The 25,585-nt window shown below is 70.0% G+C and carries 19 protein-coding genes; 6 read left to right on the top strand and 13 right to left on the bottom strand.

Translation table 11 applies throughout. From position 1 onward, the window contains the following. Positions 1-183: 183 nt before the first annotated feature. From QE388_RS13445 to QE388_RS13425, 5 genes are all read right to left on the bottom strand, one after another. On the bottom strand, positions 184-867 hold the full coding sequence (locus QE388_RS13445) for a septum formation initiator family protein (protein ID WP_307385764.1): 684 nt from the start codon (positions 865-867) through the stop codon (positions 184-186). A 183-nt stretch (positions 868-1,050) separates the two neighbouring features. Then, positions 1,051-2,331 (bottom strand): phosphopyruvate hydratase, encoded by a 1,281-nt coding sequence (eno, locus tag QE388_RS13440; protein WP_058597836.1) that lies wholly within the window; start codon positions 2,329-2,331, stop codon positions 1,051-1,053. A gap of 247 nt (positions 2,332-2,578) precedes the next feature. Continuing rightward, complete coding sequence (locus QE388_RS13435; protein ID WP_307385763.1) at positions 2,579-3,256, bottom strand: O-methyltransferase; 678 nt, start codon at positions 3,254-3,256, stop codon at positions 2,579-2,581. Between the two features lie 31 nt (positions 3,257-3,287). Beyond that, on the bottom strand, positions 3,288-4,079 hold the full coding sequence (locus QE388_RS13430; RefSeq protein ID WP_307385762.1) for a cytochrome c oxidase assembly protein: 792 nt from the start codon (positions 4,077-4,079) through the stop codon (positions 3,288-3,290). 207 nt (positions 4,080-4,286) lie between these two features. Next, positions 4,287-4,838, bottom strand: a complete 552-nt coding sequence (locus QE388_RS13425) for a GDSL-type esterase/lipase family protein (protein ID WP_307385761.1) — start codon at positions 4,836-4,838, stop codon at positions 4,287-4,289. 16 nt (positions 4,839-4,854) lie between these two features. On the opposite strand from QE388_RS13425, the gene QE388_RS13420 reads away from it, so the two are divergent. Further along, entirely contained in the window at positions 4,855-5,148 is a 294-nt protein-coding gene (locus tag QE388_RS13420; protein ID WP_307385760.1) for a hypothetical protein, read from the top strand. 37 nt (positions 5,149-5,185) lie between these two features. On the opposite strand, the gene QE388_RS13415 is transcribed toward QE388_RS13420, so the two are convergent. After that, positions 5,186-6,631 (bottom strand): MFS transporter, encoded by a 1,446-nt coding sequence (locus QE388_RS13415; protein ID WP_307385759.1) that lies wholly within the window; start codon positions 6,629-6,631, stop codon positions 5,186-5,188. A 126-nt stretch (positions 6,632-6,757) separates the two neighbouring features. On the opposite strand from QE388_RS13415, the gene QE388_RS13410 reads away from it, so the two are divergent. After that, positions 6,758-7,615, top strand: a complete 858-nt coding sequence (locus QE388_RS13410) for a helix-turn-helix transcriptional regulator (RefSeq protein WP_307385758.1) — start codon at positions 6,758-6,760, stop codon at positions 7,613-7,615. Between the two features lie 182 nt (positions 7,616-7,797). Here QE388_RS13410 and hisS read toward each other — a convergent pair whose 3' ends face one another. Together hisS and QE388_RS13400 are read right to left on the bottom strand one after the other, a co-directional pair. Further along, positions 7,798-9,045, bottom strand: coding sequence for a histidine--tRNA ligase (gene hisS, locus QE388_RS13405; protein WP_307387145.1), 1,248 nt, complete (start codon positions 9,043-9,045; stop codon positions 7,798-7,800). Between the two features lie 81 nt (positions 9,046-9,126). Beyond that, positions 9,127-9,726: a MazG family protein gene (locus QE388_RS13400; RefSeq protein WP_307387143.1), complete on the bottom strand. Its 600-nt coding sequence runs from the start codon at positions 9,724-9,726 to the stop codon at positions 9,127-9,129. A gap of 284 nt (positions 9,727-10,010) precedes the next feature. Here QE388_RS13400 and QE388_RS13395 point away from each other — a divergent pair, with 284 nt between their 5' ends. Then, positions 10,011-12,683, top strand: coding sequence for a phosphoenolpyruvate carboxylase (locus QE388_RS13395; RefSeq protein ID WP_307385757.1), 2,673 nt, complete (start codon positions 10,011-10,013; stop codon positions 12,681-12,683). 178 nt (positions 12,684-12,861) lie between these two features. On the opposite strand, the gene QE388_RS13390 is transcribed toward QE388_RS13395, so the two are convergent. From QE388_RS13390 to QE388_RS13380, 3 genes are read right to left on the bottom strand one after another with little or no spacing between them, the layout of a single operon-like run. Further along, positions 12,862-13,461: a gamma carbonic anhydrase family protein gene (locus QE388_RS13390; protein WP_307385756.1), complete on the bottom strand. Its 600-nt coding sequence runs from the start codon at positions 13,459-13,461 to the stop codon at positions 12,862-12,864. Between the two features lie 31 nt (positions 13,462-13,492). Then, complete coding sequence (locus QE388_RS13385; RefSeq protein ID WP_307385755.1) at positions 13,493-14,143, bottom strand: trimeric intracellular cation channel family protein; 651 nt, start codon at positions 14,141-14,143, stop codon at positions 13,493-13,495. Next, positions 14,140-14,796, bottom strand: coding sequence for a trimeric intracellular cation channel family protein (locus tag QE388_RS13380; RefSeq protein WP_307385754.1), 657 nt, complete (start codon positions 14,794-14,796; stop codon positions 14,140-14,142). The genes QE388_RS13385 and QE388_RS13380 overlap by 4 nt, the downstream gene beginning before the upstream one ends. Before the next feature lie 296 nt (positions 14,797-15,092). On the opposite strand from QE388_RS13380, the gene QE388_RS13375 reads away from it, so the two are divergent. The 3 genes from QE388_RS13375 (at position 15,093) to QE388_RS13365 (ending at position 21,475) form a co-directional block, all read left to right on the top strand. Continuing rightward, positions 15,093-15,758 (top strand): hypothetical protein, encoded by a 666-nt coding sequence (locus QE388_RS13375; protein ID WP_307385753.1) that lies wholly within the window; start codon positions 15,093-15,095, stop codon positions 15,756-15,758. A gap of 86 nt (positions 15,759-15,844) precedes the next feature. Further along, entirely contained in the window at positions 15,845-16,921 is a 1,077-nt protein-coding gene (locus tag QE388_RS13370) for a WxL protein peptidoglycan domain-containing protein (protein WP_307385752.1), read from the top strand. A 111-nt stretch (positions 16,922-17,032) separates the two neighbouring features. Next, positions 17,033-21,475, top strand: a complete 4,443-nt coding sequence (locus QE388_RS13365; protein ID WP_307385751.1) for a cadherin-like beta sandwich domain-containing protein — start codon at positions 17,033-17,035, stop codon at positions 21,473-21,475. Positions 21,476-21,593: 118 nt separating this feature from the next. On the opposite strand, the gene QE388_RS13360 is transcribed toward QE388_RS13365, so the two are convergent. Together QE388_RS13360 and mfd are read right to left on the bottom strand one after the other, a co-directional pair. Beyond that, a complete protein-coding gene (locus QE388_RS13360; protein WP_275801591.1) occupies positions 21,594-21,968 on the bottom strand; it encodes an SdpI family protein in 375 nt (124 codons plus the stop codon). An 8-nt stretch (positions 21,969-21,976) separates the two neighbouring features. Then, positions 21,977-25,552 (bottom strand): transcription-repair coupling factor, encoded by a 3,576-nt coding sequence (mfd, locus tag QE388_RS13355; RefSeq protein ID WP_307385750.1) that lies wholly within the window; start codon positions 25,550-25,552, stop codon positions 21,977-21,979. Positions 25,553-25,585 lie beyond the last annotated feature (33 nt).

The raw sequence follows: 25,585 nt of genomic DNA, 5'->3' as shown, positions 1-25,585 counted from the left end.
CGCGGGCAGCGGTGCGGCCCGCCCGCGCACTCCATAAACGCCATTCGCTCACACAAACACGCTGCGCTCGCGTTTATGTGAGCAAAGAGCGTTTATGCGTGACGATGCCACCCGCACGGGCGAACACTCGACAGGGCGGAGCGCCGCGTCCGAACGTCACGCCGCGGCCGGGGAAGGCCCCGCTCAGGGCGCGGGCGTCGAGGCGGGGGCTGGCGTCGGGTCGGGAACACCGACGGTCGGGACGACCACCTGAGCGGCACCAGCGGACGTGAGCGACCGCATGAACTGCGACATCCAGTCGGTACGGGTCTGACCGACGTCGCCGCTCACGTCGGGCTGTTCCTGCAGAGCGGTCGAGGCGGGTAGGTCGTCGTCGATGAGGAACACGACCTCGCCGGGCATCGTGTAGTACAACCGCTCGCGCGCTTGGGTCGTGATGTACGCCGGGTCCGACCACCGTTCGCGTTGCGCCTGCAGGTCGGCGACCTCGGACTGGCTCACAGCCACCGCGCTCTTCAGCGCCTGGATCTGCTGACGCTGATCCATGTACGTCCCGACCGTGGGGACGAGCACGAACGTTCCGAGAACCACGAGGCCGAGCATGATGACGACGAACCCCGACACGCGGATGCCGCCGAGCCAGCCCCGCACGTCGACCCGGCGCTGCGCGGCGACCGGACGCTTCGGCGAGGCGGCCCGTGGTTTTGCGACGGGGGCTTTGGTCCGAGCGGTCTTCGCCGCGGCGGTCTTCGCGGCGGGCGTCTTCGCGCCCGTGGGCTTCGCACCGTTGCCCGAAGCCGCCTTGCCCTTCGCGCCCGAAGGACCTTCGGATGCCGAGCCCCGGGGAGGCGGTGTCGGTCGGTCCACGGCATCCCCTCTCGTCTTCGCCCGCGTGTTCCTTGAACGGGCCGAGCCGAGTCTACGTCGCCCGTTCGCGGCGCCCCGGGGACGCGCCGCGGACGGTCGAGGGTCTCAGCGAACACGCGAGAATCCCGGAAACGACGAAGGAGGGGGAGCCTCGCGGCTCCCCCTCCTCGCGATGTCAGACGCTCAGCCCTTGAAGCGGGGGAACGCCGAGCGGCCGGCGAAGACGGCGGCGTCGCCGAGGTCTTCCTCGATGCGGAGCAGCTGGTTGTACTTCGCGACGCGCTCGCTGCGCGCCGGGGCACCGGTCTTGATCTGGCCGGCGTTCACGGCGACGGCGAGGTCGGCGATCGTGGTGTCCTCGGTCTCACCCGAGCGGTGCGACAGCATCGAGGTGTAGCCGGAACGGGTCGCCAGGGCGATGGCATCCAGGGTCTCGGACAGCGTGCCGATCTGGTTGACCTTCACCAGGAGCGAGTTCGCGACGCCCAGGTCGATGCCCTGCTTCAGTCGCTTGGGGTTGGTGACGAAGAGGTCGTCGCCGACGAGCTGGACCTTGGAGCCGATGGCATCCGTCAGCTTCTTCCAGCCGTCCCAGTCGTCTTCGGCGAGCGCGTCTTCGATCGTGACGATCGGGAAGTTCGCGACGAGGTCGGCGAAGTAGTCGACCAGGGTGTCGACGCTCCACTCCTTGCCCTCGACGGTGTAGACGCCGTCCTTGTAGAACTCGGTGGCAGCGACGTCGAGGCCGACCGCGATGTCCTTGCCGGGGGTGAAGCCGGCCTTCTCGATCGCGCGGATGAGGAAGTCGAGACCCTCGCGGTTGCTGGGCAGGTCGGGGGCGAAGCCACCCTCGTCGCCGAGGCCGGTGTTGTAGCCGGCGGACTTCAGCTCGCCCTTGAGGACGTGGTAGACCTCAGTGCCCCAGCGGAGGGACTCGCCGTAGGTGTCGGCACCGATGGGCGCGAGGAAGAACTCCTGGAAGTCGATGCCGTTGTCGGCGTGCTCGCCGCCGTTGATGACGTTGAACAGCGGCACGGGCAGCAGGTGCGCGTTCGGGCCGCCGAGGTAGCGGAACAGGGGGAGGTCGGCGCTGTCGGCGGCGGCCTTGGCGACGGCGAGCGACACGCCGAGGATGGCGTTGGCGCCGGTGCGCGACTTGTTCTCGGTGCCGTCGGTCTCGATGAGGATCTCGTCGATGATGCGCTGCTCGCTGGCCTCGACACCCTCGATGGCCGGGCCGAGCTCGTCGACGACCGCGGCGACCGCCTTGAGCACGCCCTTGCCGCCGTAACGGCTCTTGTCACCGTCGCGCAGCTCGTAGGCCTCGAAGGCACCGGTGGACGCGCCGGACGGAACGGCCGCACGCTGGACGATGCCGTCGTCGAGGAGCACCTCCACCTCGACGGTCGGGTTACCGCGCGAATCCAGGATCTCGCGCGCGTTGACAGCCTCGATAAGTGCCACGAAGGACTCCTCGTTGGTTCTTGGGTGGAAGAGGGCGGAGCGTCGTCGGTCCGCAGTCGAGTCTAGTGATGTCGTTCGGCGGGCGTGCGGTCGGGTCGTGCACGAGGTGGCTGAGCCTGTCGAAGCCACCGGTGAGCGCGTGCGCCCGGTCCCTTCGACAGGCTCAGGGACCTCTCCGCGCTCAGGGACCTCTCCGCGCGCAGGGACCTCACCGCGCTCAGGGACCTCACCGCGCGAAGGGACCTCCTCAGGCTCCGGCCGCTGCCACCGGGTCCACCACGATCGCCACCGCCACCCCGTCCCAGCCCTTGCGGTCGAGGGTCTGTAGCGCCGTGGCGTCGAATCGGGGATCCTGCCCCAGCATCACCAGGCCGGCGCGGGCGCCACGCACCTTGGGATCGGTGGTGGCGGCATCGGCCACCTCTCCCCCGCGCACGACGTTGTCGAGCACGACGACGGTGCCGGGGCGCCCGAGCCGCGCCGCCCAGTCGAGGTAGACGGTGTTCGACTCCTTGTCGGCGTCGATGAAGACGAGGTCGAAGGGCTCCTCGCCCTCCAGGGTGGGGAGGACGTCGGCCCCGCGACCGACGCGCACCTCGACCCGGTCGGAGACCCCGGCGCGATGGAGGTTCGCGCGCGCGATCTCCGCGTTGGCGGGCTCGGCCTCGATCGTGACGACGCGTCCTCCCGCCCCGACCGCCCGGGCGAACCAGATGCTCGAGTAGCCGCCGAGCGTGCCGACCTCCAGCACCCGCCGCGCGCCCGCAATGCGGGTCAGCAGGTGAAGGAACTTGGCGTTGACGGGGGCGACCTCGATCGACGGAAGGCCACCGTCGTGCTGCGTCTGGAGCACGGCATCCAGAACGGGGTCGTCACCGACCAGGGTGTCGGTCAGGAACGCGTCGACGTCTTCGTGGGTGGGCACTCCCCCAGCCTGTCGGCGAGGAGAGCGCGGGTCAACGCTCGCCGCGCAGGTGAGCGCGGGTCATCTCGTCGTACTCCTCGTCGGAGAGGTCGTCGAAGCTCTTCGCCTCGACGCGGTCGCTGCGCATCCACCGGATCATGAGGATCACGAGGATCGGGACGTCGGCGAACTCGGCGATGAACCAGATCCAGTCGCCGGCCAGGTGCTGATCGTGCAGCGTCGACGGCCACCACGACACCGCGCGCGTGGCATCCGGGATCAGATCCAGCACATTGTCGTTGAGCCGCATGAGCAAGCCCGGAACCGAGTCGATCAGCAGCTCGACGAACGCGAGCAGGAACTCGATCGCGATGAAGGTTCCCGTGTGCACAGCACCCAGGGCCATCATCGGCAGCACCATGGCGAGCCCGACGAGGGGCACGACGATGCCGAGGGAGGCCTCGACCACGGGATTGACGCGCAGGATGCCGGCCACCGGCGTGAGGAAGAGGCAGAACACCGCCGCGATGACGACGGTGGCGACCATCGCGTTGCCGAAGATGCGGGTGACCCGGGAGGCGAGAACACGCTCGCGGAGGGCGGAAGGGACGAGGTCGAGAGGACGACCGGCGGCGATCCCCGCGGGCACGGCGAAGATCAGCAGCGCGATGCGCGTGGAGAACGCCCAGCGCAGGTCCGCGGAGTACACGCCGAGGAAGCCGAGCTCGATGACGGCGTAAGGAAGCAACCCGAGCGCGAAGAAGCCGATCGTACGGCGGACCGGCCACGGCTCGCCCCGGCGACGCACGCGGCGGACGCCGAGGAGATAGGCGACGGATGCCACGAAGAGCACGCCGAGCGTGATCGGATCGGCGCGCCAGGTGCTGAGGAAGACATCGATGGGAGGCGTGGGGAAAAAGTAGGGCCGCGACCTATGGATCGGCCGAGGAGCGGCCCGGCCCGGGGTCGTGCGAAACTCCTGAGTTTCGCGAGCTCATGCGACGCCTCGCCGCGTGAACCCGGGGGTCGGGACGGCGCGAGAGCGGGACGATCAGGAGTTTCGCCCGGGGTGCGCCGGTTCGGCCAGCGCGGCGAGCACCGCGGGGAGCAACGCGTCGGCCGTGCGGCGGTAGCCGAGTGCGCTGGGGTGGAAGCGGTCGATGCTGAACATCTCGTCGGGGCGCTCGGCGAACATCGGCCCCACGGCCTGAGCGAGCGCGACGACGCGCCCTCCGGCGCCGTGGACCGCCGCAGCCTGCGCCGACGCCAACTGCCTCGACGAGCGCGCGGCCAGCGCACGCAGGGGTTGCGGAATCGCGCGCAGCGTCCCCAGGTCAGGGCACGTACCGACCACCACGGGCACGCCGCGCTCCCGCAGCTCACGGACGACGTCGGCCAGCTGATCCGCCGAGCGTGCCGCGGGGATGCGGTGGGTGACGTCGTTACCGCCGACGACGATGACCGCCGCGTCCGGCACGTACTCCGCGGGAAGCGACGCGACCTGGGCGGGCGAGAGCGGACGTCTCCGACCCCACCACCGCCGCCGTGCGCAGCCGCACCGGCCGACCCGCGTGCCGCGCGATCCCCTTCGCGAGGCGTGCACCGAGCGTGTCGCGCCGGTGGGCGGCGCCGAGACCCGCAGCGATCGAGTCGCCGAGCAGCAACAGCTCGACCGGCTCGCCGGGATGCTTCTTCCGGCGCCACACGCGGTCGGCGTCGAGCGCCTGCTCACCGAGCGGTTTGCCGATGCGGCGGCGGGCAACCGCCGCCTGGCGGATGAGGAGGGTCCGCAGACCGACCGCCCCCGCCCCGGCGAGCGCCACGACGGAGGCCGCGGCCAGGGTCACCGGTCGACGCGTGCGCATCCTCCGATGACACCGGCCCGCGGTGAACGCCGGGTGGCCGCGCCGTGACGGGAGGGCGACGGCGGGCTCCCGGCATCCGGACGGCTCACACTGCCGCGCGGCGGCTCCGCGCACGCAGGGCCACCGCCAGCGCGAGGACAGCGACGGCGAGCGCGATGTCGAGGCCGAGACCCGCGAGCAGCTCAGCCCGGCCGGCGACCCCGGTCAGGGCGATGACACCTCCGATCACGATGACGCCGAACGACAGAGCCACTTGCTGGGCGGTGCTGAACATTCCGCCCGACAGCCCGGCCGCCTCGACGGGGACCTCGCGCACAACGAGCTGCGTGAGGGGAGAGAAGATCAGCGCTTGACCGGCGCCGAGTACGAGGAGCGAAGGCTGCAGCCACAACCCGATCTCGCTCCCCCACGCGAGCGTGAGAGTCACGGCCATCGCGACCAGGGCGACGATCTGCAGAGAGACGCCGAGGATCAGCGTGGAGTCGCCGAGCCGGCTCTGGATACGCGCCACGGCGAGCGAGACGCCCGCGAAGACGACAGCGAACGGCAGCAGAGCCAGGCCGGCCTGCAGCGAGGTCAGTCCGCCCGCCTCGACCGCGCGCGGGAAGACGTAGAGCAGGGCCGAGTATCCGGCGAAGAAGAGGCCGGCCGCCATCAGGCCGAGCTGCAGGGGCCGAAGGCGCAGGACGCTCGGCGGCAGGAGGGGCACCCGCCCGGAGCGTTCGATCGCGTTCTGGTGCTTCCACATCGCCACGAGCGACACCGCCGCGATGACGAGGGCGACACCGACCGGCCACGACCAGTTCCACGCCGGGCCGAAGGTCAGGGCCAGGGAAGCGGCCAGGATGCCGAGCCCCAGCGCCGCGGTGCCGACCAGGTCGATCGCAACGATCTCGTGGGCGCGCGACCGGGGCGCGAGCGGAGCGAACGTGATCGCCGCGACGGCGATCAGCGCGACGACGACGAACACCGCGCGCCATCCCTCGACCGGACCGAACGACAGCGCGGCGAGCGCCCCTCCGGCGACCTGGCCGACGGCGGCACCGATCCCGCCGCTCGCCCCGAACGCGGCGATCGCGCGGGTGCGTGCGGCTCCCTGCGAGGTGGCCTGGATCGTGGCGAGGACCTGCGGTGTGCAGAGGGCCGCGCCCACGCCCTGCACGATCCGGGCGGCGATCAACGTCTCGATCGAGGGGGCGAGCGCGCACGCGATCGCCGAGACGAGGAAGAGTCCCATGCCGACGACATACAGGCGATGCCGCCCAAAGCGGTCGCCGAGCCGCCCGCCGAGGATGAGGAGGACCGCGAAGGGGATGCCGTAACCCGCGATGACGAGCTCGAGAGCCACATCTCCCGCCCCGAAGCGCTCGCGCAGCGTCGGCAGGATCACGGTGACCGCGTTGAAGGCGAACGTCCCCACGCCCGGCCCGAGAAGGAACCCGAGGTAGCGCCAGGTGGGGACATCGGCGAAGGCTCCCGGACGGATCGGCACGGGAGCCGTGCCGGTGGCGGGGTGTGCGGAGGTGGTCATGGTGCCAGCATGGAGACCGCGGCATCCTGGTACCAGGAGTGCACTCATCCTGGTACTGGCACCACTCCCCTGCGGCGGTCGAGTGTCGGAGGACCGCCCTATGATCGCCGGAGAAGGAGCGATGCCGTGACCCGATCCGATGATGTCCGCGCCGAGTTCGCGGGGTTCCTGCGCAGTAGGCGAGCGCGTCTTCGCCCCGCAGACGTGGGGCTGCCCGAGGGCACGCGACGCCGTGTCGCCGGTCTCCGCCGTGAAGAAGTCGCGCAGCTCGCCGGTGTCAGGCTCACCTGGTACACCTGGCTCGAGCAGGGCCGACCGATCGCCGCGTCCGCGCAGGTCGTCGCGGCCATCGCGCGGGCGCTCCGCCTGAGCGACGACGAGCGCGACCACCTGTTCGCCCTCGCCGACCTCCCCGTTCCCGATCGAGGAACGCGCCTCTGCGTGGGAGCGACGCATCTCGACCTGCTCGAGAAGCTGCTTCCCTACCCCGCGGCGGTCCAGACCGCTCGCTTCGATATCCGCGCGTACAACCGCTCGTACCGCTACCTGTTCGACGACCTCGACGAGATGCCCGCCGAGCGACGCAATTGCGCCGTGCTGCTGTTCACCGACTCCGTGTGGCAACACGCGCACGTCGACCTCGACCACGCCCAACGGCGGATCGCCGCGCGCCTGCGCGCAGCGTACGGGCGACACCACGAGGAGCCGTCCTGGCAGCGCTTCGTCGCCGAGCTCGAAGAGGAGTCGCCGCGGTTCGCCGAGCTCTGGCGCCTGGGCGACGTGGGCGGCGAGCGCAATGCCGTCAAGCACCTCGTGCACGCGCGGGTCGGCGAACTGAACCTCGAGATGTCGAGCCTGTGGATCGACGACGGCCTCGGCTCTCGCGTGGTCTGGTTCTCGCCCCGGGATGCCGACACCGCGGCGCGTCTGGATCGCCTCGCGGCCGAGAACCCGACGGAGGCGTTGATCAGCGCGGTCGCTTAGCCGCGTCCCTCGCCGACGCGGAGCTGCGCGAAAGGTGGCTGAGCTCGTCGCCAGCCCCCGTACCGACGCGGAGCCGCGCGAGAGGCGGCTGAGCTCGTCGAAGCCACCGGGCCGCCGAGCCGGTCCCTTCGACAGGCTCAGGGACCTCACGAGCGAGGTGCGCGCAGCGGCCCCGCGCGCTCTCAGTTCAGTGGGCGAAGCTCCAGAGACTCGGCCGTGGTGTCCACCCCGACGCTCGCGAACGACACGTAGCCGTCGGCGGCGGATCGCTCGAGCAGCGCCTTCATGTTCTTCGCCCGTTGTTCGACGCGCACGCGCACGCCCTGGGCGATCAGCGCCGTCTTGAGCGCGAGCAGGGTGGAGAGCGGCACGTCTCGGTCGTGCACGAGGACGACGGATCGCTCGCCGGTGTCCGCGGCATCCTGCAGCAGATCGACGATGCGCTCGAAGCCGATCGAGAACCCGACCGCCGGGACGTCCTGTCCGAGGAAGCGCCCGATCATGCCGTCGTAGCGACCGCCGCCGCCGAGCGAGTAGTCGACGGAGGGGTGGGCGAGTTCGAAGATCGTGCCGGTGTAGTAGCCCATGCCGCGAACGAGGAAGGGGTCGAACACGAGAGGGGCGTCGGCGCCCCGGGCGGCAGCCACCGTCTCGCCGAGCGCGACGAGGTGCGCGATGACCTCGTCCGGGATGCCGTCCGGCAGGGCCGCGCGGATACCGGCCTCGTCGAACGACGGGGTGCTCGCAGGGCGGTCGAGGTAGGCGGCGAGAGCATCGACGGCGTCCGCGGTCGCACCGCGATCGCGCAGCTCGGCGACGACACCGGACGGCCCGATCTTGTCGAGCTTGTCGATCGTGATGAGCACGCCCGGACGCTCGTCGACGACGAAGCCGAACACGTCGAGCATCGCGTCGAGCACACGCCGGTCGTTCACGCGGATAGACCCGCCCTCGAGACCCAAGTGGTCGAGCACGTCGAGGCTCGCGGTCATCAGCTCGGCTTCGGCGCGGGCCGAGGCATCGCCGATGATGTCGATGTCGCACTGCATGAACTGGCGGTAGCGTCCCTTCTGCGGCCGCTCAGCCCGCCAGACGGGCGCCATCTGGATCGCGCGGAACACCGCCGGAAGCTGAGCGCGGTTCGTCGCGTAGAACCGCGCGAGCGGGACGGTGAGGTCGTAGCGCAGGCCAAGGTCGGCCAATGCAGCCTGGTCGCCGGCCGCGGCGCGGATCGCCTCGGCATCCATCCCCCGCTTGAGGATGCTGAAGGACAGCTTCTCGTTGTCGCCGCCGAGGCCCGCGTGCAGGCGGTCGTAGTCCTCCATGACGGGGGTCTCGATCTCGTCGAAGCCGTGGGCGCGGTAGCGCTCGCGGATGATGGCGAGCACGCGCTCGCGACGGGCCTTGTCAGCGGGGAGGAAGTCGCGCATGCCGCGCGGCGGGTTTACGGATGCCACTGGTCCATTGTTCCAGGGTCGGGCGGGTGCCCGTGGCGTACGAGCCGGGGAGAGTCAGGACTGCTCGGCGGCGCGCACCTCGGCACGCAGGCTCCGGAGGCGCTCGCGCAGAGCGCGCTCGGCATCCCACCCGCGCTCGCGAGCGAGTTGCACCAACGTCAGCAGGGCGTCGCCGAGCTCGGCTTCGGAGGCGGGATCGGCGAGGCGATGATGCGGTGCGGAGACTCCCACCTGCGCCGCCTTGCCGATCACCTTCTGTGCCAGCGCGAGTGACGGCATGTGATCGCTGACCCCGTCCAGCACGCTGGTGCGGTCGTGCTTCTCCGCGGCCTTCGCCGCGTTCCAGTGCACGAGCACCTCTTCGGGAGTGGATGCCACGGCATCCGCGAACACATGGGGATGCCGCCGCACCATCTTCTCGGTCAGCCCGCGCGCGACGTCGTCGATGTCGAAGGGGTCGTCGGGATCGCCCGCCGCGATCTCGGAGTGGAACAGCACCTGCCAGAGCAGGTCGCCCAGCTCTTCGCGCAGGTCCGCGCGCGTGCCGGACTCGACGGCGTCGATCACCTCGGCGCTCTCCTCCACGAGGTACGGCACGAGGTCGCGGTGATCGATGGTCCGCGTCCACGCGCAGCGCTCGCGCACAGTTCGCATGGTGTCGGCGGCCTGTCGCAGTGCGTCGTCGGTCACGGCGCCTCCCTCCCCGGCGCGAAGACGCCGCTGTCCCGAGTATGCCCCGCTCGAACGCGCGGCGGACCGAGAACGGACCGAACTCCGGAAGATCTCGGATGCCACGCGGCAGCGACCGCAGAATCCCGCGGCATCCGTGCGACGAGCGGCGAAAAGTCCGGAGTTCGGCACGGCGGCGATGGACCGGACGTGTACCACTGTGTCCGCGCGTCATCTGCTCGACACGGGACGCCGATAATCTGGGGCGTGTGCGAGAACTGACCCCGACCGAGGCCATCGACCTCGTGGGCCGCTTCGAGGCCGGCCAGGAGCTGCCCGAACAGATGCGTGCCGATGTGCGCCTGCTCGGATCGCTCCTGGGCCGCGTGCTTCAGGAGAGCGGCTCCCCCGGACTGTACGACGACGTCGAGCGGCTGCGCACGGCGACGATCCAGGCCTACACCGACGAGACGCCCGAGGCGTTCGAGCGGGCCGCGGCGATCGCCGACGGCTTCTCGATCGAGCGGGCCGACGAGGTGGCCCGCGCCTTCACGGCGTACTTCCACCTCGTCAATCTCGTCGAGGAGCACCAGCGCGTGCGCATCCTGCGTGAGCGTGGTGACCGCCCGTCGCGTTCGGGTACGCCCGACACGATCGCCTCGGCGTTCGAACGCCTGTCGGAAGAGGTGGGCGCCGACACCGCCCTCGCCCGCCTGCAGGCCCTGCGCTTCCACCCCGTCTTCACGGCGCACCCCACCGAGGCTCGCCGCCGCGCGATCTCGACCAGCATCCGTCGTCTGTCGGAACTGCTGTCGGAGCACGACGCCGCGACCGAGGGCGGCACCGAGAGCCGCCGCGCCGAGCGGCGCATGCTCGAGGAGATCGATACGCTCTGGCGCACCGCTCCCCTGCGCCGCGAGAAGCCATCGCCGGTCGACGAGGTCCGTTCGGTCATGTCGGTGTTCGACGAGACCCTCTACACCGCGGTCCCGCGCGTGTACCGCCGCATCGACGACATCCTCCAAGGCGAGAACGCCGGTTCGCGCGCTCCGATCGTGAAGCCGTTCGTGCGCGTCGGCTCGTGGGTCGGCGGCGACCGTGACGGCAACCCCTTCGTCACGGCATCCGTCACCCGCAAGGCCGCCGCGATCGCGAGCGAGCACGTGCTCCTCGGCCTCGAGCGCACGACGCAGCGCGTGGGGCGTGGTCTCACCCTGGATGCCGAGACCACGCCGCCCAGCGACGCCCTCGTCGCCCTGTGGCACCGTCTGCGCGCCGCCGACGAGGACGCGGCCAAGGAGATCGCCGAGCGGTCGCCGGACGAGCCGCACCGGCGCATCATGCTGCTCCTCGCGCGCAAGATCGCCGCGACCCGCACGCGCAACGCCGACCTCGCGTACCGCGACCCCGAGCACCTTCTCGCCGACCTGCGCGTCGTGCAGGACTCGCTCGTCGCCGCGGGCGCCGCACGGCAGGCAAACGGCGCGCTCCAGCGTCTGGTCTGGCAGGTCGAGACGTACGGCTTCCATCTGACCGAGCTCGAGGTTCGCCAGCACTCCGCCGTCCACCGGAAGGTGCTCGACGAACTGCGAGCGGGTGGGGAGCGCAGCGAGCAGACCGACGAGGTGCTCGAGGTCTTCCGCTCGATCGCCTACGTGCAGGAGCGCTTCGGCCCCCGCGCCGCCGGCCGCTACATCGTGTCGTTCACGCAGTCAGCCGAAGACCTCGCGAACGTCCACGAGCTCGCCTCCTACGCGATGGGCCCGGGCGAGGCCCTCCCCGTGCTCGACGTCATCCCGCTTTTCGAGACGTTCGCCGACCTGCAGGCGGCCCCGGGCATCCTGGCCGAGATCGTCACGCACCCCTCCTTCGTCAGCCGACTGGATGCCACCGGCCGACGCCTCGAGGTCATGCTCGGCTACTCCGATTCGTCGAAGGACGTCGGGCCGGTCGCCGCGAACCTCGCCCTCTACGAAGCCCAGGCCAAGATCTCGACGTGGGCCGAGGCCGAGGGCATCGAGCTCACGCTCTTCCACGGCCGCGGCGGTGCCCTCGGGCGCGGCGGTGGACCCGCCAACTCGGCGATCCTCGCGCAGCCGCCGCACTCGGTCGACGGACGCTTCAAGCTCACCGAGCAGGGCGAGGTCATCTTCGCCCGCTACGGCGATCCCGACATCGCCATGCGCCACATCGACCAGGTCGCGGCGGCCGTGCTCACGGCATCCTCTCCCTCGATCGAGCGCCGTAACCGCGGGGCCGCCGAGGCATTCGCCGACGTCGCCCAGACCATGGACGTCGCTTCGCGCGAGCGCTTCTTCGCCCTCGTGAAGGCTCCGGGCTTCGCGCCGTGGTTCGCCACGGTCACCCCGATGGAGGAGCTGGGTCATCTCGCGCTCGGCTCCCGTCCCGCGCGTCGCGGCCTGTCGGTCGAATCGCTCGAAGACCTGCGCGCCATCCCGTGGGTGTTCTCGTGGACGCAGGCCCGCATCAACCTCGCCGGATGGTTCGGCCTCGGGACCGCACTCGACGCGGTCGGTGACGAGCAGCGCCTCCGCGATGCATACGAGCAGTGGCCCCTGTTCCGCACGATGATCGACAACGTCGCGATGAGCCTCGCGAAGGCCGACGAGCGCATCGCCCGCCGTTACCTCGCGCTCGGCGACCGCGACGACCTCGCTCAGCTCGTGATGGACGAGATGCTCCTCACCCGCTCGTGGGTCGAGCGCATCACGGGCGGTGAGCTGCTCGGCAACAAGCCGGTGCTGCAGCGCGCGGTGAAGATGCGCAGCCCGTACGTCGACGCCCTGTCTCTGCTGCAGTTGCGCGCGCTGCGCGCGCTCCGCGACGCCTCGACCGAGTCCGGGACCCCGGATGCCGAGCACCAGCGCCTGCTGCTGCTGTCGGTGAGCGGTGTGGCGGCGGGTCTGCAGAACACCGGCTGAGCGGCATCCGTTCTATCCTCGGCGCGCCGGCTCCCCTCGCGGGGGTCGGCGCGCCGCCGTGCGAGGCGGGCACGTGCCGTCAGGCGGAGTTCGGCCATGACACGCCGCCCCGACCACCCCCGAACCGGCGTGTCGCCCACGAACTCCGCGGGACGGCACACCCGAGCCGGGCGTGGACTCAGTCGAGGGCGCGGTCGGCGGCGTGGCGCGCGAGGCTGCGGCCGTACCGCTCGGTCAGCTGCACCATCAGGTCGGGGGTCTCGCGGTCGAGGCCGAAGACGTACCCGGGGAAGTCGAGTTCCTTCTGCGCGGCCCAGATCTCGTCGTGACGGTCCGGCGAGAGCAGTTGCACCGGTTCGCCGACGGCGACCCACCCGATCGGCACGACGGTCTCGGCGGGGAGGACGGTCCGCAGGTGCACGACCGCGTTGATACGGACCTCGCTGCGGTCGCCGATCTCGGCTCCGTTGAACACACGCGTCCCCGTGGCGAGGAACACCTCTTCGCCCACATCCGCACCGGCGACACTCGCCATCGGCCCGACCAGGGTGTGCGCACCCACATGCACGGGGTGCGTCGAACTGGCACGCACGAGCGCGTTCTCCATCACGATGACGTTCTCGCCCAACACGATGGGACTGCCCTCGGAGGTGAGAACGGCACCGTGGAGGACCTGGCATCCGGGACCGATCGTGACGTCGCCGCTGACGACGGCCGTCGGAGCAACGACCGCGTCGGGATGGATGCGGGGCTCGGCCCCGAGGTGAGCGAAGCGCATGCGGTCAGCGTAGACCCGCGACCGGCCGACGTCAGCCGATCAGCAGCACCGCCTCGCGGAGACCGAACGCGAGGACGAATCCGACCACGATCGACAGGTGCGCACGTCGGGTGGTGACGAGCAGGATGCCGGTGGCCAGAGCCCCGAGCGCAGCAGCCCCGCCGTAAACGCTCTGGGTGAGCAGCACGGGCGTCTGCCCGAGGAGCACGTCGCGGACGACTCCCCCGCCCGTCGCGGCGACCACCCCGACCACCACGACCACCCACAGGCTCGCGCCGTGCGCCGAGGCCTTCTGTGCACCGATCACCGCGAACAGGGCGAGCCCGACGCCGTCGAGCGTGAGCAGCACCGTCGGAGGGACCTCGTCGACGAGTTTCAGTAGCGCGAACGTGGCCGCGGACGCCGCCAGGGCAACGATGATGCGACTCGAGGAACGCAGAGCGGCCGGGGGGAGATCGCCCAGGAGCACGTCGCGCAGCATCCCGCCGACGACGGCAGCGACGAACCCGACCACGAGAACGCCGAGCAGGTCGAAGCCGGCGTTGGCGGCGAGCGCTGCGCCCTCGACGCCGCGGACCCCGGTGGCGACGATGTCCAAGGCCGCGAACGCCTGCGCGCCGAGCGAGGGGCGCCCCGGGAGAGGGCGCACCGCGGTGCCGGACACGCGGACCGTGAGCGTCACGCGATCCTCGGCAGGGACCAGCCCCAGACGACCGCACCGAGCCGGAGCGCGAGCGCCACGGCGAAGCCGGCCCCGAGGGCCAGACGCGGGCGTCCCGTCACCGCGAGCAGGATGCCGGTCACCACCGCGCCCGCGGCAGCGGCCGTGCCGTAGATGCTCTCGGACAAGACGTAGGGGGTCCGTGCCAGCAGGACGTCGCGGATGACACCACCGCCGGTCGCCGCGAGGGTTCCGAGGATCGTCACGACCCAGAGGTTCGCGCCGGAGGCCCACGCCTTCTGCGCGCCGGTGACGGCGAAGAGCGCGAGGCCGATGGCATCCAGGATCTGCAGGGGCAGAACCGGGAACGCATCGACGATCTCGATGAAGACGAACGCGACGAGCGCACCGGCCAGTCCCGCGACGATACGACTGGGGGTTCGCAGGGCGGCGGGCGGGAGGTCACCGAGAAGGACGTCTCGGAGAACACCGCCCGCGAGCGCCACGATGAGCCCGACCACCACCACACCGAGCAGGTCGAAGCCGGCGTGGGCCGCAGCCGCAGCGCCCTCGAGTCCGAACAGCGCCGTCGCTGCGATGTCGAGGGCGTCGAAGGCACGAGTCCCGACGGACGGTCGAGTCGAGCCTCGGCCGGCGATCGCGGCATTGGTCATGTGCTCATCCTGGCAGCGTCGCGCGGTCGACGGAGCGGTAGCTCCGGCCCCGCAACGAAGGTTTCGGCTGCCGATTTTTCGCACTCGACACGACGCGCTGGTGTGCGCTAGCTTTCTCGTAATAGGTCATACGTCTGATGAACGTTTTCGGTGCGTCTCCGACACCGATCAGGGTGATTCAAAGTCGAATTCCCGCCGATACGTTCCCGACACCATGGCCTGTTCGGTGCGCGCCGCACGAAGCCCGGTCAGCGCCCGCCCGTGGCCCCGTGGCCGTTCCCCATCGAGAGGAAGAAATGAAGAAGTCTGCCGTCGGAATCCGCGTCGCTGCTGCGGGAGTCGGTTGTCTGCTCCTGAGCGGCGTCGCATCCGCCGCATTCGCGGTCGAAGAGGACCACGGAGTGGCTGTGAACGTCGACATCGCTCCCGTCAGCACCGGGGCATTGACCCTCACCGTCGACGGTGACAGCACCTCACTGACCGAGGTCGACGACGGTAATGCCGAGACCCGAGAGTTCTGGGGAACCCTGCCCACCGTGACGGTCAACGACACGCGCGACCCCTCGCAGATCCCCGCGGACACGACGGACTCGGACGGCAACGTCATCCCGACCGCCTGGTATGTCGAGGGCCAGGCAAGCGCGTTCACCAAGGCCGGAAGCACCGACGTCATCGGTCCCGAGAACCTCGGATGGACGCCCGACGTCACCACGGACAGTGATGGCACCGTCGCTCCCGGGGACGGGACCGTTCCCGCTCTCGACGACCCGACCAACAACCCCGCCAACAACAACAACGTCGGCCTGAAGGACAAGGAACTGTTCGCGATCGCGACGTCGTCGGCGGAGGCTCGAGCCAAGGGCACCGCGTGGACGGCCACCGCGACGCTCAAGCTCAAGACCCCCCAGACGGTCGCCGCCGGCTCGTACACCTCGACCCTGACCATCTCGCTCTTCGAGTGATCCCGGCGACGCTCACCGGTCGGCGCGGCACGCTGCGCGCGCCCGGCCGGTGAGCGCTGCCCTGGCACGTCCCCTAAGGATTCGAGATGCCGATACGACGGTCTCCGCACTCCCTTCTCTGGGTCCTGCTCACGTTCGTCTTCGTCGTGGCGTGGGCCCCTCCGGCAGCGGCCTCGACCACGTCCGACGACACGACCTGGGCGGTGCGCCCGGTCCCCGCGTCGGACGGTTCCCCGCGCGCCCGGGTCGATCTCACCCTCGATCCGGGCGAGACCGGCTCGGACACCTTCCAGGTGAGCAACTTCTCGCAGACACCCGTCACCTTCGCGATCACGGCGGCGGACGGCTACACCAACGAGCGCGGGCGATTCAACATGCTGCCGACGGGGGCGACGTCCGTCGATTCCGGCACCTGGATCGACGTCGCGCGCACGGTGACCGTGGGTGCCGGGGCGACGGTGGACGTCCCGTTCACGCTGACGGTCCCGAGGACAGCGACACCCGGCGATCACGCGGCCGGCATCGCGGCATCCGTGTCGTCGACGGGAACGGACGACAGCGGCAACAGCATCGGGGTGGAAAGCCGCGTCGGTTTCCGGGTCCTGACCCGGGTGACGGGCCAGCTCACCCCCGCGTACACCGTCAGCGAGGTGGACACCGGGTATCGCACCGCCTGGAACCCGCTGGAGCCCGGGTCTCTCGACGCCAGCTTCGTCGTGCGCAACACCGGGAACATCCGACTGATCGTCGATGCGACCGCCACCACCTCTCTCGGGCAGTCCGCCGACTTCGCGCCCGCGCCCGGTGAGGCTCCGCTGGAGCTGCTGCCGGGGGCCGAGCGGCGCGTCACGCTGACCATCGGCCAGGTCTGGCCCGTGTTCGTCGTCCCGGGCGAGGTGAGCGTCTCCCCCCGGGTCTCGGCACCCGAGGGCGACGGGCTGCAGGTGTCTCCGGCACACGAGTCGTTCGTCGCCGCGGCGGTGCCCTGGCCGCACCTGCTCATCCTGCTCGCCGTCCTGTTGATCGCGGGCGCGATCGCCTGGGACCGCCTGCGCGCGAAGCAGCGGTTGCGCCGCGCCGTCGCCGCCGCACGAGAGGAGGAACGAAAGAAAGCCGACCCGGTCGCCTGGGACAGCTCGAAGCTGCGCGCGCGCAACCGCTGAGGAGCCGGCGCGGCGGCTGAGCCGAACGACGACGTCCCCGTTTCCCACCCCATCCCACCCCGATGTTCTCGCGTCCCCACGGACGCCCCACGCACTCAAAGAGGAGTCACCGTGCCGAAACGCGCACTACGTGTCATCACCGCTCTGTCCGTCGTCTCAGCGCTCACCACAGTCGGGCTCGTCGCTGCCGCCCCGGCAACGGCCGCCACCACGACGACGTTCTACGTCTCGCCGTCCGGCAGCGACTCGGCGAACGGAACGAGCTCCGGATCCGCGTTCAAGACGCTCACCCGAGCGCAGGAAGCCGTGCGCGGGGCGAACTCCTCGTCGAACGTCACGGTCGTTCTGGCCGATGGCGTGTATCCGCTGTCTCAGGCGCTCACCTTTCGCACCGCCGACGGGGGCCAGAACGGCAACACCGTGACGTGGAAGGCGGCGGACGGCGCCAAACCGGTCCTCTCCGGCGGGAAGGCGGTCACCGGATGGACCGACACCGACGGAAACGGCATCTGGGAAGCCCCGCTCGACTCGGCCATCGACTTCCGCCAGCTCTACGTCAACGGCGCGCAGGCGCTGCGGTCGCGCATGTGGGTGGACTACAACAAGTTCAGCTTCTCTCGCACGGGCCTCACCGTCGACCCGGCCTACGTCTCCGCCGGTGACGTCGGCGCGGCCTGGGCCAAGCTGACCGCCCTGTCGCCCGCTGCGCAGAAGCGCATCGAACTGCGCAGCCGGGCCTCGTTCACCGACCGGTTCGCCCCCTTCCAGTCGATCTCGAACAACGTCGTCACCATGCGCCAGCCGGCGTGGGACAACCAGACCTGGGGCTGGGACACCGTCAACAAGCCCCTGCACTCCCCCGCCTTCTCGCTGCGCAATGCCCTCGCGTTCGTCGACGAGGACAACGAGTGGTACTACGACACCGAAGCCAAGAAGCTGTCGTACAAGCCGGCATCCGGAGTGAACCCCAACAGCCTCTCGATCGTCGCCCCGCAGGTGACATCGCTGATGAGCATCAGTGGCGACTCGGCGTCGGCACCGGTGTCCAACCTGACCTTCTCCGGACTGTCGTTCCAGTACTCCAGCGACACGGCAGCGAACAGCGACGACGGCTACGCGAGCCAGCAGAACGGCGCGGTCCTGCGCGGATACCTCTACGCACTGACCGACCCCACCACGAAGGACCTGCCCACCTCGGATCAGCGCACCTTCGACCCCACCAAGGATCAGGCACCACTTGTGCGCCTCATCAAGCGCGACGCGTTCAACGCGTATCGATACCTGGATGACAACAGCCCGGTCGCCACGAACGACCTGACCCGTCTCATCCGGCTGCGGGACTACCCGACCATGCCGCTGAACTCGACGCAGCTCGCGGCGTGGAACGCCGCGCACCCCGACGCGCAGAAGAAGGAGTGCGCGCAGGGCACCTACGCGATCGACTGCTTCGTGTTCGAGTCGAACCGCAACATGTTCCAGCAGACGCCCGCAAGCATCCAGGTGTCGGCGGCGAAGTCCGTGTCGTTCACCCTGAACGAGTTCACCCACCTCGGCTCGAAGGGCCTCGGGATCGGCATGAACGAAGAGGCGAACTCCTCCGGGGTCGGCCTCGGAGCCCAGAACGTCTCGGTCGTGGGCAACACGTTCAACGACATCGCCGGCTCGGCCGTCGTCGCGGGCGGCACCACGCTCGCCGCCGCCCGTCCGGCAACCGACGCGCAGGCGAACCGTTCCCTCTCGATCACCAACAACCGCATCACCAAGATGGGCCAGGACTACTTCGAATCCTCGGCGGTGCTGGCGACCTACATCGACGGTGCCGAGATCTCGAACAACGAACTCACCAACGGCCCCTACGACGTCGTCGACACCGGCTGGGGTTGGGGTGTTCCGGATGCCGGCGGCAACGCCGTCTACCAGGGTCGCGGCTCGTACATCTTCTGGCCCCGCTTCGCGGAGAACAACCCCACCATCGCGAAGAACATGCACGTGGCCAAGAACGTCATGTGGGACTTCAAGAAGGAGGGTAACGACGGCGGCGTCCTCTACCACCTCGGCGCGGCACCCGGCAGCAGCTGGGACAGCAACTACCTGCGCGGCGGGGACGGCACCAAGCTCTACTTCGACGAAGGCACCCGCTACCTGACGGCCAAGAACAACGCCCTCGACGGCACGTATTACCAGGCGTTCGCGAACGGGTTCAATGAGAACCAGGGCACCCCGGCCGATAACGTCGGAAACTCGACGCGCGACAACACGATCGACGGCACCTGGTGGCTCGGCGGCGGTATCAACGCAGGTCCGTGGTGCGCGAACTCCGGTGAATGCGACGCCAACGGCGAGTACTACAACAACCGCATCACCACGAGGTCGCAGTTGGGCATCAACGAGTACCCCCTGGCGGCTCAGAAGGTGATCGCCGAGGCGGGCATCTCGCCGCAGTACCGCAAGCCCGGTGACTGGATCGGCCAATCGCGCGGTCTCGACCTCTCGATCGCCCGTGACACCTCCGGATCGCAGATCCTCACCGCCACCGTCGCCAACTTCGGCTCGACCCCCCTCAGCGACATCGCCGTACAGGTGAGCGGATCCGACAAGGTCTCGCTGACCCCCCTCACAACCGCCCCGACCAGCCTCGAGCCGGGCGTCACCGCCACGGCCACCTGGAAGATCACCGGCGCCGACGCCGTCACCAGTGGAACGGTGTCTGCCAACGCGACGATGACCCGCCAGGAGTTCACCGGCACCAGCCGCGAGACGGTGTCGAAGTCGCTCGCGGTCGCCCTCGGCGGTCGAGTGGCCGCCGGACTGACCACGGCCGCGCCCTCGCTGTACGCCGAGAACCAAGCCGTGCAGACGGGCGACGTGATCGCGCTGCAGAACAAGGGCCGCGACATCGGCGGCGGGGGTGACGAGTACACCTCCGTCTACAAGAGCGACGTCTTGACGCCCACCGGGTCGATCACCGCGAAGTTCGAGGGCGGCAACACGGGCTGGTATCGCGCGGGCCTGTCGGTGCGCAACGACCTGAGCAAGATGGCCGATGCCGCGTCGGCGGACAAGTCCACCGGATACGCGCACCTCGCCATCGAGCCCAACTGGATCGCGCTGCGCTACGACAAGGACGGCGATGGCGCCATCGACTCGCAGGCCGCTGCGGTTCAGACGACCGCTCGCCCGCTGTGGGTCAAGCTGACGCGGAACAAGAACATCGTCACCGCCTCGTACTCGACCGACGGCACGAACTACACCACCCTCGGCCAGGCCCCGCTCGTCGGTGCCGATGAGAACCTCGATGCGGGTGTCGTACAGTCCAGCGCCGGTCGCGCGGGCAACTCGGGCGAACTGGGCACCTCGACCGCTCGATTCAGCGCCCTGTCGTTCTCGGACGGGTCGGAGCCGGTGGATTCGGCGGCGGCGCAGCAGCGCATCCTGGACGACAAGAAGGCGCTGCGCGACACGGAGGTGAACATCGACGCGTTCTCCGCACTCGGCAACAGCAGCGAAGAAGCCGCCCGCAACCTCAAAACCGTCCGCTCCAACTCCGGCACCTGGGCCGGACAGGCCTACCGCGACGCCGAACGCTCCGCCGGATCGTACTTCCAGCTGGAGATGAACGTCGACCCCACCGCACCCAAGAACTACCTCGGCGTGCGCTACAACGGCGGCGACAACGGCCGCAGCTTCGACGTGCTCCTCAACGGCACCAAGCTGAAAACCGAGAAGATCACCAACGCCCAGGGCAACTCCTTCTACACCCAGTGGGACGAGATCCCCGCGTCGATCCTGCAGAACATCGCCACCACCGACAGCTACAAAAAAGACGCCGCCGGCAAATACGTCCTCGACGCCAAGGGGAACAAAATTCCCGTCGTCACCGTCCGCTTCACCGCCGACGGCTCCGGCAGCTACGTCGGCGGAATCTACGGCCTCACCACGGCCCGCACCACCACCTACGCCACCGACGCGAACCTCTCCAAACTGACCTTCACCACCGGTACCCTCAGCCCGACCTTCACCGGCACGACCAAGGCCTACACGCTCACCGTCCCCGCCGGCACCACCAGCGTCACCTTCGACGCCGACCCCACCACCCCCAGCGGCCTGGTCAAAGTCGGAGACATCCTCATCGACGACACCAAACCACGCACCCTCCCCCTCACCCAGGGCACGACCACCCGTCTCACCCTGAACACCCTCGCCCAAGACCACACCACCACCACCCAATACACCGTGGACGTGGTCCCCCAGGCACCCACCCCCACCCTCAGCGCCCAAGCAACCGCCTCCTCGCGATGCGTCAGCGGAAAGGTCGTCCTCACCGTCACCGTCACCAACACCAGTTCCCGCACCGTCGACACCACCGTCGCCACCCCCTGGGGAACACGCACCACCACCGCCCTCGCCGCCGGCAAGAGCACCAGCTTCGCCTACACCACGCGAAGCAAAACCATCACCGCCGGCACAGCCACCGCCACCGTCACCGCCACCATCGACGGAACACCCACCACCGCCACCACCACCGCCCCCTACACCACCCGCACCTGCAACTAACACCCACCCCAACGACGCGGCCGGCTGACCACCAGCCGGCCGCGTCACCACACCCGCCACCGGACGGGTGCGCGCGCACGCGTCCTCGGTGAACACCCCTGCCCGCCCACGCGGGCGTTCACCGGCCTTCGGTCAACTCCCGCGCGGCGCGACCGCCGACCACCGCCGCTCGGAGCGAGAAGCCCAGCAGCACAACCAGACCCACGACGACTGCCACGACGATGACGAACTCGCGAAGGGATGTCGGCACGATGAGCGCCGCCCAGGGACCCAGGGCGGTGAGGAGCGCGCCGGCTCCGGACCAAGCAAGATCGACGGCACCGGCGCGATGCGCGGCGATCCACGCCTCGTCGGATGCCCGGGTGGCCCCCGTCCGGATGCCGATGAAGTCGTTCCGCGGCAGCGTGCCCGCCGCTCCGCGCTGCGCGGTCCAGAACGCGAGCGCCGCCACCGCGACCATCGCCACGGTGCTCGTCACGAGTGCGCCGATCATGGCATCCCTCAGACCGACGCCGTCTCGACCGGCAGCGGCCAGAGCGCGTCGAGCAATTGCCGCACCCACGCGATGAGATTCGCGTCGTCGGCGTCCTGCGGGAGCGGGACGACCATCGCGTCGCCGCCCGCGACGAGCTTCGCCTTCGGGTAGAGCCGCTGCAGGCGCACGCGCATCGACTCCGCGAGGTTCGCGGGGGCGATGCGGAGGTTCGAGCCCATGGCGACGACATCGGCGAGCCCGGCCTGCGCCGCGCGGCGACGCAGGCGCGCCACGGCGATGAGACCCTCGACCTCGGCGGGCGGCTCGCCGTAGCGATCGCGCAGTTCCTCGACGACCAGATCGATCGCGTCGTCCTTGGCGGTCGCGGATGCCGCGGCCGAGAGCTTCTGGTAGGCCTCGAGGCGCAGCCGCTCGCTGTCGATGTAGAACTCGGGCAGGCGCGCGTCGACCGGAAGCTCGAGGCGCAGCTCGGTGGGGCCGTCGACGTCTTCACCGCGGAAGGTCGACACGGCCTCGCCGATCATGCGCAGGTACAGGTCGAACCCGACACCCGCGATGTGCCCCGCCTGCTCGGCACCGAGCAGGTTTCCCGCCCCGCGCAGCTCGAGGTCTTTCAACGCGACCTGCATGCCGGAACCGAGGTCGTTGTTCACGGCGATCGTCTCGAGGCGGTCGGCCGCGGTCTCGGACAGCGGCTTCATCTCGTCGTAGAGGAAGTAGGCGTACGCGCGGTCGCGCCCGCGACCGACGCGACCGCGCAGCTGGTGCAGCTGCGACAGGCCGTACTTGTCGGCCCGGTCGATGATGATCGTGTTCGCGTTCGAGATGTCGAGGCCCGTCTCGATGATCGTGGTCGACACGAGCACGTCGGCGCGGCGTTCCCAGAAGTCGTCGACGACCTGCTCGAGAGCGTGCTCGCCCATCTGACCGTGCGCGACGACGATGCGGGCCTCGGGCACGAGCTCGGCGAGGTGCGCCGCGACGCGCTGGATCGACGACACGCGGTTGTGCACGTAGAACACCTGGCCCTCGCGCAGCAGCTCGCGGCGGATGGCGGCCGCGATCTGCTTGTCGTTGCGCGGCCCGACGTAGGAGAGGATCGGATGCCGATCCTCGGGCGGGGTGGCGAGGGTCGACATCTCGCGGATGCCGGTGACCGCCATCTCGAGCGTGCGCGGGATGGGCGTGGCGCTCATCGCAAGGATGTCGACGTTGGTCTTCAGCTTCTTCAGGGCGTCCTTGTGCTCGACGCCGAAGCGCTGTTCCTCGTCGATGATCATCAGCCCGAGGTCTTTGAAGATGACCTTCTCGGTGAGGATGCGGTGCGTGCCGATGACCATGTCGACGGTGCCGTCGGTGAGCCCCGCGAGCGTGGCCTTGGCCTCTTTGTCGCTCTGGAAACGCGACAGCGGGCGCACGGTCACGGGGAACCCGGCGAAGCGCTCGGCGAAGGTCTCGAGGTGCTGCTTCACGAGAAGGGTCGTGGGCACGAGCATCGCGACCTGCTTGCCGTCCTGGATCGCTTTGAACGCCGCGCGTACGGCGACCTCGGTCTTGCCGAAGCCGACGTCGCCCGAGAGCAGGCGGTCCATGGGGATCGGCTTCTCCATGTCGGCCTTGATCTCGTCGATCGTCTGCAGCTGGTCCTGCGTCTCGGCGAAGGGGAAGGCCTCTTCGAGCTCGCGCTGCCACGGGGTGTCGGGACCGAAGGCGTATCCCTTGGATGCCATGCGCGCCGAGTACAGCTTCACCAGCTCGACGGCGATGTCACGGACGGCCTTGCGGGCCCGGCCCTTCGCCGCGGCCCAGTCGCTGCCGCCCATCTTCGACAGGGTCGGGGCCTCGCCGCCGACGTACTTCGACAGCAGATCGAGCTGATCGGTGGGGACGAACAGCTTGTCGCCCGGGTAGCCGCGCTTGGAGGGCGCGTACTCGAGGACGAGGTACTCCTTCGTCGTCTTCACGGCGTTGCGCCCGCCGCTCGACACCTCGCGCTGGGTCAACTCGATGAACTTGCCGATGCCGTGGGTCGCGTGCACCACGACGTCGCCGGGCTTCAGCTGCAGCGGATCGACCACGTTGCGGCGACGCGAGGCGAGCTTCTTCGCGCCGCGGTTGTCGCCGCCCACCGAGCGACCGTAGAACTCGGTCTCGGTGATGACGGCGAACCGCGCCTCGCCGAGTTCGAAGCCGCGCTCGAGCGGCGCGCACACGACGTGCGCGACACCGGGCTCGGGAGGGGTGAGCACGTCGTCCACGCGCCGCGCCGCGATCCCGCGCTCGGCGAGCACGTCGCGCGCGCGGTCCACCAGACCGGGTCCGGATGCCGTGACGATCACCGACCACCCGTCGCCGAGCAACTGGCCCACGTGGGCGGTGGCCCCGTCGACGTTGCCCTGGAACGAGGGAACGGCGTCGGCCTTGATGCGGTGCGGGGAGTCGTCCCCCGTCACGAGCCCCTCGTCTTCGGCATCCGCTGCGCCCGAGTCGAAGGCGCTGAGCTGCCACCAGACTCCCCCGCGTCCGCTGGCGCGCTCGTGGAGGTCGTCGAGGGTCACGAAGTCGCCGGAGTCGAGATCGACGGGGGTGTCGGCTCCCGCCGTCGCCGCCGACCACGCGGCCTCGAGGAACTCGCGATTGGTGTCGCCGAGCGTCGTCGCGCGCGCGAGCGAGCGCTCCGGGTCGACGAGCGCGACCGCACTACCGCCGGGCAGGTAGTCGACCAGGGTCGTGAGGTCGTCGATGAGCACGGGGATGAGCGACTCCATCCCCTCGGCGGGAATGCCCTCGGCCATCTTCTCGAGCAACTGGCGCAGGCCCGGGTAGGCGTCGCGAAGCGCCGCCGCGCGCGTCCGCACCGCGGGCGTGAGCAGGAGCTCGCGGCTGGGGACCAGCGTGACGGTCGTCACCTCGCCCGGAAGCGAGCGCTGGTCGGCGACCGAGAAGGCGCGGATCTGGTCGACCTCGTCACCGAAGAACTCGACGCGGTACGGGTGGTCGGCGACGGGCGGGAACACGTCGAGGATGCCGCCGCGCACGGCGAACTCGCCGCGGCGCGAGACCATGTCGACGCGGTGGTACGCCAGCTCGACGAGTCGCGTCGTGACCGCTTCGAGCTCGTGGCCGCGGCCGCCAACGGCCAGCTCGACCGGAGCGACGTCGCCGAGTCCCGGTGCGAGCGGCTGCAGAGCGCTGCGGACGGACGCGGTGACCACGAGGGGCGCATCACCGTTCCACGCGGCGATCCGGCGCAACACGTCGAGGCGTCGTCCCACGGTCTCGGGGCTCGGGCTGAGACGCTCGTGCGGGAGCGTCTCCCACGCGGGGAAGTGCAGCACCTGCGCGCCGGGCAGGACGGCATCCAGCGCCGGCCCCAGGGACTCGGCACGACGTCCGGTCGGGGCGATCACCAACACGGCACCCGGGTCGCCCGCCGCGCGGCGACGCTCGACGAGGCCCGCGATGACGGGGGCATCGAGCCCGTCGACGAGGGAGAGAGAAAGGTCGGCGGATGCCGCGGACGCGGCCTCACGGTACGACTCAGCCTGCTCGAGGGCGCGCACGATCCCGGGAACTGTCACTCGGGAAAGTCTACGCGGGGGCACCGACATCGG

It is taken from the genome of Microbacterium sp. SORGH_AS_0969 (assembly GCF_030818255.1).
Classification (GTDB): domain Bacteria; phylum Actinomycetota; class Actinomycetes; order Actinomycetales; family Microbacteriaceae; genus Microbacterium.
This window is presented reverse-complemented; position numbering and strand designations above follow the sequence as displayed.

Excerpts from the sequence above, each read along its gene's own strand:
- QE388_RS13415 (WP_307385759.1), bottom strand. The coding sequence starts at position 6,631 with ATGACCACCTCCGCACACCCCGCCACCGGCACGGCTCCCGTGCCGATC.
- hisS (WP_307387145.1), bottom strand. The coding sequence starts at position 9,045 with ATGCGCGACTTCCTCCCCGCTGACAAGGCCCGTCGCGAGCGCGTGCTC.
- QE388_RS13400 (WP_307387143.1), bottom strand. The coding sequence starts at position 9,726 with ATGCGAACTGTGCGCGAGCGCTGCGCGTGGACGCGGACCATCGATCAC.
- QE388_RS13390 (WP_307385756.1), bottom strand. The coding sequence starts at position 13,461 with ATGCGCTTCGCTCACCTCGGGGCCGAGCCCCGCATCCATCCCGACGCG.
- QE388_RS13380 (WP_307385754.1), bottom strand. The coding sequence starts at position 14,796 with ATGACCAATGCCGCGATCGCCGGCCGAGGCTCGACTCGACCGTCCGTC.
- QE388_RS13375 (WP_307385753.1), top strand. The coding sequence starts at position 15,093 with ATGAAGAAGTCTGCCGTCGGAATCCGCGTCGCTGCTGCGGGAGTCGGT.
- QE388_RS13370 (WP_307385752.1), top strand. The coding sequence starts at position 15,845 with ATGCCGATACGACGGTCTCCGCACTCCCTTCTCTGGGTCCTGCTCACG.
- QE388_RS13360 (WP_275801591.1), bottom strand. The coding sequence starts at position 21,968 with ATGATCGGCGCACTCGTGACGAGCACCGTGGCGATGGTCGCGGTGGCG.